The organism is Yersinia fenwicki (genome assembly GCF_043099325.1).
Lineage (GTDB): Bacteria > Pseudomonadota > Gammaproteobacteria > Enterobacterales > Enterobacteriaceae > Yersinia.
On the sequence record NZ_CP170755.1, the window covers coordinates 2873048 to 2889467 of the forward strand.

Here is a 16420-nt window from a genome sequence, read left to right on the forward strand (position 1 = left end):
TTTGAGATAAACTATTCAGCTGACAACATTAAACTTGATGTCTTTTGTTATTTATCTTTTTCACTCTGCACAGAAACTGTGAATTTATTTTCAACCTTATCGACGAATACAATCTGATTTGGCATTGCATCGTGGTCACGTAAAATAAACTTACCAATTTCTGGTGTAATATTCTGTTCAATATAACGAATAAGCATACGGGCGCCGGTTTCTGCTACCGCGCAACGGCTAACTATATCGTCAACGACCACATCGCTATATTGCAAGGTCAACTGATGCTGAGATTGCAACCGCTGGCCGATACGATCTAAATGCAATCGAACAATATGCTGCAACGCACTCTGCTGTAGCGGTAAATAAGGAATCACAGTGACGCGACCTAAAAATGCTGCTGGGAAAACTTTCAGCAATTCAGGTTGTAAAGCACTTAATATTCCATCTTGATCTGGGGCAGTATCCGGATCAGCGAATAAGTTACTTAATAGTTCACTACCCACATTGCTGGTTAACAGCAAAATAGTGTTTTTAAAATCAATAAACCGCCCTTCGCCATCTTCCATCTGACCTTTATCAAATACCTGGAAAAACAGTTCATGGACATCTGAATGTGCTTTTTCAATTTCATCTAACAGCACGACACTATAAGGTTTACGACGGACTGCCTCGGTTAATACACCACCTTCGCCGTATCCCACGTAGCCCGGAGGCGAGCCTTTTAATGAGGAAACCGTGTGTGACTCTTGGTATTCACTCATATTAATCGTGATAAGGTTTTGCTCACCGCCATACATACTTTCCGCAATGGCTAATGCTGTTTCTGTTTTACCCACACCGGAAGGACCAACCAACATAAAGACGCCCAGCGGTTTCCTTGGGTCTGCCATCCCCGCACGTGCAGTCATAATATTTTCGCTTAACTGGACTAATGCATGAGGCTGGCCAATCACTCGCTCTTCGAGACGTTGCGGCAGTTCCATCACGGCACGAATATCGTCTTTGAGCATTTGCCCTACTTGAATCCCGGTCCAATCCGCAACAATGTTGGCGATCACATTCGCATTAACCTCAGCTTGCACCAACGGCTGTGCACTGCGAATGAGCAATAATTGCTCTTCCAGTTGTGCCAATTGCTGCTGATGCTGCTGGCGTTTTTCTTCATCAGGCGTTGGTTGCGACACCAGTTCATACAGCGCCGTTCGCGTAGCCGTAATGGCAGCGACCAATTCACGCTCTGCCTGCCAACGTTCTTCAAGCTTGTTTGCCGCTGCTGAATGCTGGGCAATCGTAGCTTCTAATAGCGCTGCACGCTCGTCCTGCCCTTTTCCGAAATGTCGGGCTTTTTCCAGCGATGACAGCTCGGTTTGCGCGGTCTCACTCTGGAAAGTCAATTGCTGCAATTCTGCCGGTTGCGAGAATTGTGCGACAGCAACTCGCGCACAAGCAGTATCAAGCAGGCTGATCGCTTTATCCGGCAACTGCCGAGCAGGAATATAACGATGCGATAATCGCACAGCAGCTTGCAAGGCTTCATCCATAATCCATACGCCGTGGTGTTTCTCTAACGCTGGAGTCAATCCACGTAGCATCGAAATGGCAGTATCTTCATTAGGTTCATCGACCTGAAGAACTTGGAAACGACGAGTTAGCGCCGGATCCTTTTCAATATGGCGTTTAAACTCACTCCAGGTTGTCGCGCCAATAGTCCGTAACTGACCGCGCGCCAGTGCGGGTTTGAGTAAATTAGCTGCATCACCGGTTCCTGCATTTCCCCCCGCGCCGACCAGCGTGTGAACTTCATCTATAAACAGGATGACAGGAGTTGGTGAAGCCATTGCTTCGTCTAAAACATTCTTCAGGCGTGCTTCAAACTCGCCTTTCATACTGGCACCCGCCGAAAGAGCGACAACATCCAGAGTTAACAGACTCACCTGACTCAGTGCTGGAGGCATTTCACCTGCAGCAATCGCCAACGCCAGACCTTCAACTACGGCTGTTTTACCCACGCCAGCTTCGCCGGTGAGCAACGGGTTGTTTTGCCGACGACGCAGTAAAATATCCACCATCGTACTGATTTCATGGTTGCGCCCCAGTACTGGATCTATCTTGCCTTCACGGGCTAATGCAGTCAGGTCCGTAGTGTACTGCGCCAATGTCGCGGTACTTTTTCCATTAATTGCATTGCTGGCTTCGCCGGGTAATGTGCCGTCATACATTGGGCTGCCATCGGTGGCCGCTTCATTGGTTTCGGGCGATCCCTGCGTAATAAAGTTAAAATCGCTGCTCAAATGTTCCAGTGGAATTTTTTCCATTTCTGGAGCAATAGCAAACAGTGCCCGGCGCAATTCCATATTGGTTAGCATTGCCAGCAATAAATGTCCGCTGCGAACACGTGTATCTAAACACTCCAGGCTGGCGTACACCCATGCCCGTTCGATTGCTAATTCGATATGGTATGAAAAATCAGAGATGCTGGTTGCCCCGACGGGCAAACGGGCAAGTGCTTGAGCCAAGCCACGTTCAAAAGCATCTACATCAACAGCAAAATAGCGAACAATATGTTTTAGATCGTTATCTTCTTGATGCCAAAGTTGGTTCACCCAATGAATCAACTCGACATAAGGGTTGCCACGCAACTTACAAATCGTTGTGGCACTTTCAATACCTTTGAAAAGAGTGGCATCCAGTTTGCCGAAAAGATTTTTCCTTGTAATAGCCACGTTGTTTATCCTGGTCTTTTTAACTGTATCCACACCTGCATGTATTTATGTCTACATGTGTATATCAGCTTATATGTTTATGCGTATTTGCGGAGCATCGCGAGGTCATTATTATTACGCCACGAACTTTTGTGGGGCTAAGAGTAAAGGGGTAAAATAAAAAACGAAAGTATATTTATTAAATATTGCGCATTTTAAGAATTTTGCTCAAATTAATTTAACATGCAAAGTGACATATTCTAAAAACTAAAAAAGTTAATGTAGGATAATTCACTTTTCGATAAGCGAAAATTCCTACAAATAAGAAAGAAAATGAGAAAAACATGAAAGAGTGACTGAATTAAATTAGGAATTTCGCCCATAACAAAGTCCTAAAGTTACATATCGACAACAATTTAACACGTTGTTTGCATTGAATATTCAACAGAAAGCACCTATGTAATAGTTATCGATACTTTAAATGGCATTGAGCCAAAAAATCTTGCGTGTAATAATTTACCTATTAAACAGGATTTAAAGAATAGTTATTGTGAATTTTCATCCGCATAATAAATGCAATGGATGAAAATTAATTTTATTATTCCCCCATGCATATACATAATTTATAAAACCGTTGTTTCGTTATCGCTGAATACGTTAAATCCGAATAAGTGAATATCAACAGATACGACTCGACTGATTAGACGAAATAAAGCTGACATAACAACTGAGGCAGTAAGTGGATCACAAATTTCTTGATTACTATAATAAAGAACTGACTTTCATGCGCGAAATGGCGCAGGAATTCGCAGATAAGCATCCTAAAATAGCGGGCCGCTTAGGCATGCACGGGATTGAAGTTGCTGACCCCTATGTCGAACGCCTGATCGAGTCTTTCTGCTTTCTCTCTGCCAGAACACAAATTAAGCTGGATGCCGAATTCCCTAAATTTACTCAGCGCTTGCTGGATATCGTTTATCCCAATTACAACTCCCCCACCCCTTCAATGGGAGTGATTCAACTTAAGCCAAACCTAAAAGAGGGTGATCTGACTCAGGGCTATAATGTCCCTCGTGGCAGTTCGTTTTTCACCCATATTGCCCCAGGTGAAACGACCCGCTGTGAATTTCGCAGTGGCCAGGATGTCGGATTATGGCCACTGGAGATAACAGAAGCGCGCCTAAGCTCTATTCCTCCCGATATGCCTAATCTGGAAAAGCACCGTATCGCCTATCATCGGCTAAAGGGTGCCTTGCGCATTAAGCTGAAACTGGTCGGCGACCTGCAATTTTCGCAGCTAGCAGGATTGGATCGCCTGCCTATCTATATTAATGGTGACGAGAGGATAGTCTCTCACATCTTTGAACTTCTGCATGCCAGCCATGTTGCAACTATCATCCGTGCAGGGCACGGCGTGACAGCTGAAGATACCGTGATAAGTAATGACGCTCTTGCTTTTGAGGGGTTAAGCCCGGATCAAAGCCTACTGCCGTTGTCGTGGAATATTTTTCATGGCCATAACCTGATGCAGGAATACTTCACTTGCCGCCAGCGGTTCTATTTTTTCACGCTGACTCAACTGTCCAAAAGTCTACGCAATAATCACACCAACGAAGCGGAGATTATTATCTTACTGGACCGGCTGCCACAGGAGCTGGTGAGTCATGTTGCCCCTTCTCGCTTCCTATTGAACTGCACTCCGGTGATTAATCTATTCCAGAAGCGCATGGACAAAATTGAGATTAATCGTGCACTGAATGACTTTCATGTGGTGCCCGACCGAAGCCGCCCGCTCGATTACGAAGTTTTCTCCATCACGAAAGTCTTTGGTCAACAAGCGGAAACCAGTAACGAGGTGGTATTTAACCCCCTCTACCAAACACGCCATTGCGATAATGGTAATTTTGGTCGCTATTTTTCTATTACCCGTAAGCCCAGAACGAGTCAGAACAATAAGCGTAAATATGACACCCGTACGCCTTATGCCAGTACTGAGGTCTTCGTTTCGCTGGTTGATCAACAAGAAGCGCCCTACGGCGATAATCTGCGGTATTTATCCATTGAAGCGCAGGTGACTAACCGAGATCTGCCACGGTTGATTACCAGTAATGGAAATTTTGAATTAACCATGTCGGATTCAGCGCCAGTACACGGTGCGCACTTTGTATTTCAGCCCAGCCCCCCTAGGGCTCCTTTTGCGATAGATGAATCAGCCTGGCGATTAATCCGTCAGCTCAGTTTCAACTACTTGCCGCTATCCGATATGACCCATGCTAATGGAGGGGAGTCGCTACGTAACATGCTGCGTCTGTTTGTTAGCGCCTCAGATCTCGAATCGAATACACAAATCGATGCACTGGTTGGCTGCAAAAGCGAGCCGGTAATCAGACGACTACCCGGTAATGGCTTACTGGTTTATGGTCGTGGGATCTGTTGCACCCTGACCGTCGATGAGGAAGGGTTCTCTGGCATCAGCCCCTATCTGTTTGGCTTGATTATGGAAAACTATTTGGCACGCCATGCCGCGATTAATGTGTTTACCGAGACTGAACTGCACTCGATGCAAAGAGGACGTGTCGCTCAGTGGAAAGCCCGTCCTGGTCGCCGGGGAGTGCTGTGATGCAACCCGACGACAGCATACAGCAGCAGAGCCAACTCAATCTGGAAACCTGGTATCAGCAAGCAGAGCCTTGGAATGCTGGTTTTATCAGCATGATGCGGGTGAATGCTGCCCGAACGCCCGATATGCCCGCTCCCGCTAAAGCCATGCTGCCGAAACAGGAAACCTTCCGTATCGGCCAAAGTGCCAATATGGCGTTCTCACCTCGTGAGATAGCACATGTTGAAATGAAAGACGGGAAGATGGACCTGCAGCTTTTTGGTCTGGGTATCTGGGGGCCTCACGGCGCGATGCCGTTACAAATGACCGAACTGGCCTACACCCGAGCTGAGTTGCATGACCATACACTGACCGACTTTGCCGATCTGTTTCATCATCGGGCGCTATCACAGCTCTATCGTGCATGGTTTGTCTCTCAAGACACTGCTTCGCTTGACAGGCAAAATGATGAGAAATTCTCTTTTTATATCGGCAGCCTGGTCGGTTTAGATCCAGCGGAGCTGACACATAGTGCGCTACCAGTGCATGCTCATCTCGCTTCATCCGCCCACCTTATTCGTGAAGCTCGTAACCCAGAAGGCTTAGTCGGTGCATTGCAATACTACTTTGAAGTGCCGGTCAGCATAGTCGAATACGCCCAACAATGGATCTTTCTGGATAAAAGTGACCAGACGCAATTGGGCGATAGTGCCTCGGCGATGCTGTTAGGTGACGGAGCCATTCTGGGCGACACCGTTTTAGACCGACAGCATAAATTCGAGCTGATACTTGGCCCGCTCAGCCTGCAACAGTATTTGCGTTTCAGCCCATCAGGACAGGATTTACCGGTATTACGTGAATGGGTTCGTAACTTTGTCGGATTTGAATATGCGTGGGAAGTGCAGTTGTTATTAACCGCCAATGAGGTTCCAACCGCTACGTTGGAGGGCACTAGCCAGTTGGGATACACCAGTTGGTTAGCCCGGGAGGATGTCTCAGCCAACGTACGCGGAATGAGTTTCGAACCCGAAATGCACCGTTATTAACCCATCAGCATCACGGCTAAGCCCGAGAGCGAAAAATTTGACGACGTCCACCCATGGCGTTGAAAGGAATAAACATGAGTGTACCAAGTATCGCTGATAGCACCGGTTATTATCATCGCCTGATGCAGCCTATTCCGGGTGATCATCCTTGCGGCCCAAGTTTGGAATATGACTCGGCATTTCTGATGCTGCAAACAAAACTGCAACCCAAGCTGACCGCTGAGTACGGCAACTTTGTTGAAGTCGCGGAGCCTACCAACTGGACCGATACCGAGCGAAAATGCCTTGAGCTGCTAGGCAAAGCACGTGACATCCGTTTACTGATTATTCTGATGCGCTGTCGAATGCGTCAAATTGGCGTAAGTGCGGTGCAAGAAGGGCTGGAAGCCCTGCTGTGGTGTCTGAGTGCCTGGCCGGATGATCTGCATCCACAGTTACTTGATGAAGGCGAATTTGAACCTTTCATGCGGGCTAATGCTTTTGCGGAATTAGACGATATCGATGGTTTTATTGCTGATTTTCGCAACCAACCACTGCCTAAAGCCGCAGGAATGCAAATATCAGTCAAAGAGCTTGAGAAAGCATATTCGTTCCCGCGCGAAGAAGGTGCGCTGGAAGAAGCGACTCTGCAAGCCATTGAACATGATTGGCAGGCCCGTTCCGATAGCGCGATCCTCTCTTTGCAAAAAGCTTATGCATTGCTATTAGAATTAACCGCTCGTCTTAACCATTCTCTCGGTGATGTCACCCCTGACTTCGTCAGATTGACCACGGTGTTACGCCACTTCGGTGGAAGCAATATGGCCGATATCGCACCTATCGCAGCCTTTGAAACGCCTGAATATATTACGGCGTCCGAGGCCACTGAAGTCTATACAGCAGCTCCGGAATGGCAGCCTGAGGAAATAGTCACCGCAATCAGTGTACCCGCTGATACTGCGACGCCCACTTATCCGCCCGTGCCACAGTCGCCACCATTGCAATCGCCACCACCAGTAGCCGTTGTAGCACAAGTGCCAATCGCGCCAAAAGGAATTCAAAATCGCGCGGACGCTTTATCTCGACTCATTGAAGTACGCCAATGGTTTGCAACTACCGAGCCTAGCAGCCCAGTGATCGCGCTATTGTCTTTCTCAGAAAAAACCATTGGCAAAAGCTTTGGTGAATTACTGCAAATCATTCCACCAGAACTGATTTCTAAACTTGATGCAGGACAGGAGTAGTTAGCCATGACAAGGACGCTTTTTATATTGGCATTCGGCGCGATGACTGCCGGGCAAGCAAGCGCCATCTGTATCATTGATACAGAAAGCAAAGACGGCGGATCTCAGCCATCAACCATGAATATATCTGCTTTAACGATCACTATTGATGCAGATGCAGCCGCCGATACCACCAAATTTATTGCCGAGGCGGATTCAGCAACGCAAGGGACCAGAGTGACTTATGTCGATTGCGCCATTGGTAACCCTTACGGCAAAAATGTCGCCACCTTGATAGGGGCAGATTTGGGTAAGGGATTATTTGCCACCAATATCGACGGTATTGCCATTAAGCCCATGTGGAGTAATGGGGCTGCCTTTGGTACGTTCAATACTAGCGCGAAAATGTCATTTACCACTGAAATTGGCCGTTGGACATATCCACCTAACTCCTATTTTAGAATTGAGTTTTATAAAACCAAGGAGACACTCTCCTTGACTAATCCTGCGGGTCAGGAGGTTTTACCAGCGGGTACTGCGGCCTACAACTGGGTGAACAGTAATAGTGAAAGCAGCTACGCACAAAAACTGGTTATTGGCCAAATCACTATTATCAGCACCCCATCCTGTACTTTTGACGGTACCAAAATTGTCGATTTTGGCCTGGTAACCTCAAGCACATTGAATAATGGAGTCGAGCGCAATCTGGATTTTGATATCACCTGTAAAACCGATTATGGGCAATATTCAGCCACCGCCGCCATTACCACGCAAACGCCAACTGCCGATGGAAATTACATTAAAGTCAAAGACAAGGATGGCCAGGATGATCGGATGCGCATAAAAATCAGCGACGGTAACGGGAAATTACTGGCGCCTAATGGCAATGATATTGAGCAAAAACTCAATATCGCTAGTGCGACAACGGCTGAATTCAAGTGGAAAGCCACCCTTGAACAGGTATCAGCCACAGCCAAACCCGCTAACGGCAACTTTAGTGCCGCCGCAGAAATTATTTTGCAAGTTAATTAACCCATTTGGTTAACACTGTTAATTTACACGGATTATATATGCAGTCTGTATCTTCTATTTTTGTGAGCATTGCGAGCTATCGGGATTCAGAATTGATCCCGACGCTACATGACATGATAAATACAGCTAAAAGCCCCAAAAATCTCAATATTGCGGTTTTCTGGCAAGATGAAAATGACATTAATACTTTCATTAACCAGGGCATGCGGCTGATAGAAAGTAAAACCCATCTTGGCTACCCATTACATCAATTGGAATATAACCAAGCGCATATATGGGTTTTAGCTGTGCATTATTATCAGAGCAAAGGAGCTTGTTGGGCAAGGCATATGGCTGAAGGACTCTTTCAGGATGAAGCCTACTTCTTGCAAATAGACTCCCATTGCCGATTTATTCAACACTGGGATCATGAAATGGTCACGATGTTAAATAGCCTGCGAGACAAAAGCCCTAAGCCAGTGTTATCCGCTTATCCCCCAGGTTATGAACCCGGTGAGAATGAAAACAGAAAAGATTATGTCAGTCGGCTGATTTTTAATACTTTTAGCTCTGAAGGCATGGTGCAAATGATGTCCACGCCTTTTACCGAAAATGCTCCCGTGCGCTGCGGATATTTAGCCGCTGGCTTCATATTCACCGATGGCAGCTTTGTCCGTGATGTCGCCAACGATCCAGACATTTTCTTTCTAGGCGAAGAAATTGCCATGGCTGCCCGTGCGTTTACTCATGGCTATGATTGTTACGCTCCGCACAAAATCCTGCTGTGGCATTTCTATACTCGCAGCAAGCACAGCAAAGTTTGGTCTGATCACAATAATGAGGCCAAGAAATCTGGCGCGGTGGAACTTGCCTGGTGGGAACGGGACAAAATCGCTAAAAGTCGTGTCCGTACTCTTCTGGGCACTGAACAAAGCAACGCAGAACTTGGCTGTTATACATTGGGCTCACAACGCACCTTACAAGAATTTGAATATCGTCTCGGGGTTAGTTTTAGCAAGCGAGCTGTACATCAAGATGTCGTCGGCACCGACAAAGTGAGCTATTTCACTGATCTCCCAACCGCCCACGAGCAGTGGCTAGAATCCTTAATTCTGGTCAATAAAAAAACGCTAAAAATAGAGAAGAGCGAAGCCGATTTCACCCGTGAAGATGTGGAGTGGTGGCACATAGGTGTTTATAACGCGAAAAATACTCAAGTTATGGCGGAAAATGTTGATATCAGCAACATGAATAAAATCATTACCAAAACCGATGACTCAAGTTTTGAGTTAAAACTGGCCTTTAATACCGAAACGGATTCAAACCCATGCTCTGTCAGAATATGTCCTTATATTCGATTGCAGGGTTGGGGTGATGTTGTGGAGAAACCCTGGTGAAAAGCGAAGACATTTTCAAGCAGATTTTAAGCATTGACACCTTATTATCTTTTAATGGCATTATTCCGTCATTATCCGGCTTCCAGCGAAAACTGATTGCGCAGGTCGAGGCATTTTGCATCACACTGAAATCAGAACAACATCCCCCTATCGAAGTCGACAGGTTATGTCACCAGCTTTGCCACTATTTGGATAAACGTACTGAAAATACAATTAAAGATAAGGGGTTAAGTTGGGATGGCTATTTGTTATTAGACTATTTCTATGGTTACAGTACACCAGCTCCTACTGATAATGTCAGCCTGGAAGCGTTATTAAATAGCGATGACGAAATCATCTGCCAATATACGCTAAAAATACTCGTCCTCTCGCGTAATTTACCCATCCGTGATGTGAAATCACAGCAATTATTTGCACAGTATGGGCATAAGCTATTACAGCCTAATCTGGTTATGGATAACGATTATCTTCACATGGAGCCAGAGCCGGAGCCGGAGGAAACAGGTCACAATGAAGAACCTCTCGAAATAGAACAAACATCTGAGCCACGTCAAATTTGGCGATCGTTAGGCTTACCTCTCTTTACAGCCCTGTTATCGCTGGGCGCGTTTTGGTTTTTGTGCTCTCGTTATTTAGGTGATCTGTCTTAAATGTTTAAGCTCAAATTAAATAAGTCGCTATTACTGCTCTGGTTGGCAACCTGTGGCGCATTAATAGCAAGTCTGGCTTTGTATGAAAATACGTTATGGAATAATGCTGTTTTTATTGCTTTCCTAGCTCTATTGCTGCTCACAGTCTGGCAACATTACACCCTTAAACCAGAACCCTCTCCGCCAGAACCACAACAGCCCCCTCAGCCGGTGGTTGTAGAAACTGCGCATCAGGGGAATACCGTCATTTTGATTCTTGGCCCCTATGCCGCCAAATGGTTTAGTCATCCGGGAGCTACCGATAATACGCGTTTTTCCAGTCAGGCTATTTGGATCTTAATTCCTGATCCGGAATCATTGCAAAAAAGGCTCAAACATATAGCGACACATCATCCATCTGCGCAGGTATTGGCTTTTTTCCCGTTCTTGCCTGACGTGTATGAAAGTACATCAATTATCATTTCACAACTAACAAAATGGCAGAATAGCTTTTCGGCATTACCCCTGCAAACTCCCCTATCCTGCGTGTTTGCTATCTATATTCAGTTAAGTGAGGAACGCCTTAGCCATAATCCTGATAATGCATATTGGACTGGAAATATTAATCTCGCCAATAAAAAAGAGATCGATATCACGGCTGCTTTCCAAGCATTGAGCCAAAAACTTGAGTTGCAAGAAACTAGCAGTACAGCATTCTCATCCCAGCGTCACGCGATTGCACATAATCTGTTTATTTGGTTAAACGAATCTGGCGTGACAAATAGCTTAAAAAATCTCTTTTCCCACACATCATTACAGCTGACTGATGTAATTTTGTCCGATAACGGAAAAGGGTTTATCAAGCATGGTGCCTGGTCGGTATGGCTAGAGAAAACATTGGGGATTCTGCCTGGTTTGGCCTCATCACTATCACGGCCACCTTTCCCGGAAGTTATTAATTGGCGAAAACCACTGATAGCTCCAGTAGTGAAATCGGCTGCTATTGAAACCCCAACACCGCCGAGATGGTTATGGAGTTTAGGTTTTGCCACCCTACTGTTAGCAGTACACATAGCCTATTCTTTATCACAAGAAAAAAATCGCCATGACCAATTTAGCCAACAAATGGTTACTTTGGATAATATGAACGATATATCCATACAACATATTACTGATAATATTTCGAAGTTAACTGACAGGGCCAAAGTTTATTCTAACTGTTTGAATATAATCAACATTACACGATGGGGGTTATCTCAATGCGCGCCGCTATTAGATAAAACAAATCACCAAATTGAACGTTATCAAGATATTCCTGCGTTTAGTTCTACCCAAATGGCTCCAATGTTTGATTCAAATAGCATAAAGCTGAAACCCAATGCGCAAACAAACGAAACTATGGCATCCCTGTTACTTCTGGTAGAACAGTATAAAGGAAGAAAAATTCTCATTATCGGTCATTCGGACAATACCGGTAGTGCAGCATTCAATATGACAATTTCCGAACAACGCGCAGTTGTAGTTCGGGACTGGCTGATCAAAAACAGTGCACTGGCAAAAGAAGATTTCATTATCCGAGGAATGGGTGCATCAGAACCGATCACATCAAATGATACACCAGCAGGACAAGATCAAAATCGGCGCGTTGAAGTGCTGTTATTACCAATACATAACAAAAATGCAGGAGCTTAAAATCCTATGAGTGCTATTTCTTCTACTTATTCTATTTTTGAGGGCACCTTTCTGACAACGGCCCCGGTTCTGGATCAGTCAGTGAACATTTTAATGTTCAGAGATCCTGATAATCACGAATATACCATTATCATTAACCGTGCTTTATTAGATGAAGAACAAACACCTGAAGATTTCTGTGAAAAAGAGATGGAAGCATTACGCAATAAATTACCTGGATTTCAAATTGAGGGGAAATTGCTCAAACATGAGCTTGGTCCGGCGAAACTTCCCGTAGTACAAGTGGCAAACAATTTTTTGCAAGATGGTGAAATTACTCGCCAGGTACAATCTATCGTATTACTGCCGCATCATGCCATCTCAAATCCAGCTAATCGTGTGGTACTTATTTTCACTTTGACTACGACCGGGGGGGAGTTTACTGAACATCAACGTAAACATTACGTACAAATTATTAATAGCTTTAATCCAAAAATTATATCTGCACGTTAATATCAGCCAAGAATCACTTCGCGCGATATTATCCAATATAGCGTGAAGTGATAATTTCACCATGATGCGGGGAGTTAAGGCAATTTACTAAAAAAAACAGCATATGATATATCGGTACGGGCAATACATTGTCAATCAGATGCAAATAAAAACAGCTTCTTTATTACTATAATTTTTCATATGTGAAGCATAATTATAAAACTCTAAGCGATTTAACACACCCAGCTTTCTTATCGCATTTCTCCTATGGGTTAATACTGTTTTTTCAGAGCGTTCAAGTATATTTGAAATATCCGTAATCGTATAACCTTGTCCTGTCAATTCTACCACTCGACTTTCAGTGATAGAGAGTTGGATATAATTCTTAAGTCCCAACCGTCTAAATATATCGCTGTTCATCATATTGCAGTGACTGAGGCGTGCAATGGCCAAAACTTTCTTGATTTTAGAGATGATGTCATAGATATCGAGCTGACTGCTATTAAAAGGAATGTTGACTGTCATCATCGGAGTATGATTACTACTGGTACACTTCGCGATAAACCCGTTCTCTTGGTATATATTGACGATCACCATAAAATCTTTAAATATCACATTAGCCCGATGTATCGATTTTTTTTCATGCGGATTAAGGAATAAATAATCCTCAACGCCATCTTTATTAAAAACCTTCTGGAGTAGAGAATGCAAACCTAACTCATAGAAAGCATTTTGGGTTGTAATCGCTAAACTTAACATTTGAAACGTTCCTTATTTTTACCCACTATCCTCAGTCAGGACAGGCTGAACGAATTTTGAATAGAAATGCTGATGACAAATAGTCATTTGCAGAATTTTATCTTTGCGATTGTCACGCTTTAACTGAAAAATTCAGTAATGTGATAAGTGAAAAGTTAAAACCCGAAAGATAGAACTAACTTTACTCAAAATTCGATAATTGAGGGAAGTACATATATCTGAAGGAAATTCTAAATTTAAAATACTTATTTCATTTATCAACGTAAACCTCTCACCTATGAACAATACAGATTGTCAAATATTACCTCGACCATAAAAATTCAATATGGCAATTAAACAACACTGAGAAGTAAAAGTATATGGGAATACCGCCACCAACCTTGTCGGATTTTTCTTACACGTATTGTAAAGATTCGTTGTCATAAAAAGGACATTGCGTTTGCTACCGTATACCGTTATTGATTCAAACGCTTTGGCTGTCTTTTTACATTCCCTTTAGTAACAATAGATTACCTTGATTTAAAGCCAAGACTGAGATTCTTGATAAGACAAAAGTACATGAATGACTTTTAAAATTTATTGATGTTAATATCCTTACCAAAAACATGGTAAATCGATAATAATTTTTTTATGAGTTTAGTAAATGGCAAAGACACAAAATAAACCCACACATTCTCTATGGGTGCTATGCCACCAGCCAGTATATATTGTCAGCCAACCAGAAAGATAATCGTTTTTATAGCTTGGAAATATAAAATTGATCGGTGATACCAATCAAATTTAATTATATAATATAAATATCAGCTACATCATAAGTAGCCATTCAGTGGACAGAGATAAAGTCAATAAAAGCGAATGTGGGATGTGACCAAATAGAGTGCCGAATAATACACAATATAAACCCGAGGAAGAGCGTTTCTCCTCTTTCTGCTAGATTAACGTCGTGCTAACAAGGAAATATCTACAGTACCGGAAGACTCAAACAATATAGATACAATAATCAATATTATAACTGAAATTCTTTTATCTCCATAGCTACACGGTTATATTGAAAAATAAAAAATAAAATAACAAAAAAAATAAGTGTGCAAGCAGAGAATGAGAGTCAAATACTATTCCATTCTTTTACGAAAATCGCTGTAAAATAATCAACAACATCCCAATCTGGAATAGAAAAAACGTATACATCAACACCGTAAACCATAGTCATGAACACCCCATAAACACTGCCTCTAATATTATGACTTACCTACCCTTGATATGCCAATCACAATAAAACCATATAAATCAATAGGTTAATCACAAAAAATTATTGATAGAAGTAATAAAATAATACCACTACAAATGAATCACCATAAATAACTTTTAAACCGCGACATGCCGCAGAAAGCACTTAGTTACCACTGACATACTAACGACATTACTACCAATGATTTGCATCATGCGAATTTCAGTAGGCATTTCAAAACACGGCCTTGAATATGAAATAAACACGCCTTCTGTCAGTGGAATATTAATTTACTGGGGAATATTCGCCACATCGGTACGCAACGTTTTATCATGGGCATTTGCCAGACTAAATAAAACGATCATTATAGCTCCAATCAAAAACATTCCCGGCAGGGTATGAATATGATCTCTAAGCATCACAACTCAAGCTGGTAATCCTTCTGGTCGTAATAGACCGGCCGCGTTAGTACAGAATAAAAACTCGCATCTCACCAGCTTAAACTTACGAACCGGATGGGTCATTTTGATAATAATAATATTATCTGAGCATCCTATGACTAGAACACTCCTGACAATTCAAAACTATTCGATTGTCAGGTAGATGTCGCTAACACCCCTGCAATTTCAAGTGTGAACGGGCACTGGCAACTCAATATTGCTTTCGGCCAACGACCCCATATTGTTATACATCGCACAGGCCGCATCCACTAAGTGCATGGCTAACGCCGCACCACTGCCCTCACCTAACCGCATACCCATTTGCAAATAGGGCTCCAACTGTAAATGTTTCAGTGCGATAACCGCGCCTTTTTCAGCTGATAGATGAGATGGAATCAGGTAATCACGTACCTTGGGTTCGATACGGCAAGCAGCCAACGCAGAAGCATAGGAGAGAAAACCATCCAACACCACCGGCAAGCCCGCAGCGGCAGCGCCTAACATCACTCCGGTCATACCCACCAGATCAAAACCACCGACTTTTGCTAGCACATCAATCCCATCACTGGCATCTGGCTGATTGGTTTCAATTGCGCGCCGTACGACGGCTACTTTGTGATGTAATTGCTCGCTAGGGAAATTAGCCCCGATTCCAACAGCCAACTCAGGATCAGTATCGGTAAATACACTGACCATCGCCGCAGCAGGGGTGGTATTCGCCATACCCAACTCCCCCACGCCAAACACTTTCACACCGCCCGCGGCCTGTTGCAGTGTCAGTGTTGCACTGGCAACCAGTAAATCTTCGGCTTGTTGACGAGTCATGGCAGCACCGCGGGCTATATTGCCGCTGCCCCGCGCTACTTTCAGATCCACCACGCCGGGCAGCGTATCGCTATCAATACCCACATCCACTATCTTGACTTCTGTACCGGCATTGGTCGCCAACACACAAACACCAGTTATCCCTTTCACCATATTCAGTGCCTGAACCATTGTCACAACACGAGGTGAGATAGCCACACCTTCGTCGTAAACACCGTGGTCAGCTGCCATTACAATGATTTGTTTGCGATCAACCTGATGCCCATATAAACCGCGCATTCCGGCTAATTGAACCGCCAACTGCTCCAAACGCCCCAGGCTGCCCTGCGGTTTTAGCAAACCATCCAGCCGTGTTTTAGCTCGGGCCATCGCTTTACTATCCAGTGGAGCAATGGTGCGAAGAATTGATGAAAGTGTTTGCATCT

Annotated in this window: 11 protein-coding genes and 1 pseudogene; 8 read left to right on the top strand and 4 right to left on the bottom strand. The window is 44.0% G+C overall.

Annotation, left to right across the window (positions count from 1 at the left end):
• Nucleotides 1-47: 47 nt before the first annotated feature.
• Nucleotides 48-2717: a type VI secretion system ATPase TssH gene (gene tssH / locus ACF3VQ_RS13170; RefSeq protein WP_392431434.1), complete on the bottom strand. Its 2670-nt coding sequence runs from the start codon at nt 2715-2717 to the stop codon at nt 48-50.
• 718 nt (nt 2718-3435) lie between these two features.
• Here tssH and tssF point away from each other — a divergent pair.
• The 8 genes from tssF (at nt 3436) to ACF3VQ_RS13210 (ending at nt 12764) form a co-directional block, all read left to right on the top strand.
• Nucleotides 3436-5316: a type VI secretion system baseplate subunit TssF gene (gene tssF / locus ACF3VQ_RS13175; RefSeq protein ID WP_392431435.1), complete on the top strand. Its 1881-nt coding sequence runs from the start codon at nt 3436-3438 to the stop codon at nt 5314-5316.
• Nucleotides 5316-6341, top strand: a complete 1026-nt coding sequence (gene tssG, locus ACF3VQ_RS13180; protein WP_392435578.1) for a type VI secretion system baseplate subunit TssG — start codon at nt 5316-5318, stop codon at nt 6339-6341. Before tssF ends, tssG begins: the two co-directional genes overlap by 1 nt.
• A 74-nt stretch (nt 6342-6415) precedes the next feature.
• Nucleotides 6416-7564 (top strand): ImpA family type VI secretion system protein, encoded by a 1149-nt coding sequence (locus ACF3VQ_RS13185; RefSeq protein ID WP_392431437.1) that lies wholly within the window; start codon nt 6416-6418, stop codon nt 7562-7564.
• 6 nt (nt 7565-7570) lie between these two features.
• Nucleotides 7571-8575: a fimbrial protein gene (locus ACF3VQ_RS13190; RefSeq protein WP_392431439.1), complete on the top strand. Its 1005-nt coding sequence runs from the start codon at nt 7571-7573 to the stop codon at nt 8573-8575.
• Between the two features lie 38 nt (nt 8576-8613).
• The gene (locus ACF3VQ_RS13195) at nt 8614-9951 is read left to right on the top strand and encodes a GlcNAc-transferase family protein (RefSeq protein WP_392431441.1); all 1338 of its coding nucleotides are present in this window, start codon (nt 8614-8616) and stop codon (nt 9949-9951) included.
• Nucleotides 9948-10601 (top strand): hypothetical protein, encoded by a 654-nt coding sequence (locus ACF3VQ_RS13200; protein WP_392431443.1) that lies wholly within the window; start codon nt 9948-9950, stop codon nt 10599-10601. The genes ACF3VQ_RS13195 and ACF3VQ_RS13200 overlap by 4 nt, the downstream gene beginning before the upstream one ends.
• Nucleotides 10602-12272: an OmpA family protein gene (locus ACF3VQ_RS13205; RefSeq protein WP_392431444.1), complete on the top strand. Its 1671-nt coding sequence runs from the start codon at nt 10602-10604 to the stop codon at nt 12270-12272.
• 6 nt (nt 12273-12278) lie between these two features.
• On the top strand, nt 12279-12764 hold the full coding sequence (locus tag ACF3VQ_RS13210) for a DcrB-related protein (protein WP_392431446.1): 486 nt from the start codon (nt 12279-12281) through the stop codon (nt 12762-12764).
• A 135-nt stretch (nt 12765-12899) separates the two neighbouring features.
• Here the strand turns inward: ACF3VQ_RS13210 and ACF3VQ_RS13215 are convergent, their stop codons facing one another.
• The 3 genes and pseudogenes from ACF3VQ_RS13215 to cobT all read right to left on the bottom strand — a co-directional run bounded on the left by ACF3VQ_RS13215 (nt 12900) and on the right by cobT (nt 16418).
• Nucleotides 12900-13502: a LuxR C-terminal-related transcriptional regulator gene (locus tag ACF3VQ_RS13215; RefSeq protein ID WP_392431448.1), complete on the bottom strand. Its 603-nt coding sequence runs from the start codon at nt 13500-13502 to the stop codon at nt 12900-12902.
• 1357 nt (nt 13503-14859) lie between these two features.
• A pseudogene (locus ACF3VQ_RS13220) lies at nt 14860-15254 on the bottom strand (purine-nucleoside phosphorylase); the annotation flags it as partial.
• 102 nt (nt 15255-15356) lie between these two features.
• Nucleotides 15357-16418: a nicotinate-nucleotide--dimethylbenzimidazole phosphoribosyltransferase gene (gene cobT, locus ACF3VQ_RS13225; protein ID WP_392431450.1), complete on the bottom strand. Its 1062-nt coding sequence runs from the start codon at nt 16416-16418 to the stop codon at nt 15357-15359.
• Between the last annotated feature and the right edge of the window lie 2 nt (nt 16419-16420).

Coding starts and splice junctions, on each gene's coding strand:
- tssG (WP_392435578.1), top strand. CDS start 5,316: ATGCAACCCGACGACAGCATACAGCAGCAGAGCCAACTCAATCTGGAA.
- ACF3VQ_RS13185 (WP_392431437.1), top strand. CDS start 6,416: ATGAGTGTACCAAGTATCGCTGATAGCACCGGTTATTATCATCGCCTG.
- ACF3VQ_RS13190 (WP_392431439.1), top strand. CDS start 7,571: ATGACAAGGACGCTTTTTATATTGGCATTCGGCGCGATGACTGCCGGG.
- ACF3VQ_RS13195 (WP_392431441.1), top strand. CDS start 8,614: ATGCAGTCTGTATCTTCTATTTTTGTGAGCATTGCGAGCTATCGGGAT.
- ACF3VQ_RS13205 (WP_392431444.1), top strand. CDS start 10,602: ATGTTTAAGCTCAAATTAAATAAGTCGCTATTACTGCTCTGGTTGGCA.
- ACF3VQ_RS13210 (WP_392431446.1), top strand. CDS start 12,279: ATGAGTGCTATTTCTTCTACTTATTCTATTTTTGAGGGCACCTTTCTG.
- ACF3VQ_RS13215 (WP_392431448.1), bottom strand. CDS start 13,502: ATGTTAAGTTTAGCGATTACAACCCAAAATGCTTTCTATGAGTTAGGT.
- cobT (WP_392431450.1), bottom strand. CDS start 16,418: ATGCAAACACTTTCATCAATTCTTCGCACCATTGCTCCACTGGATAGT.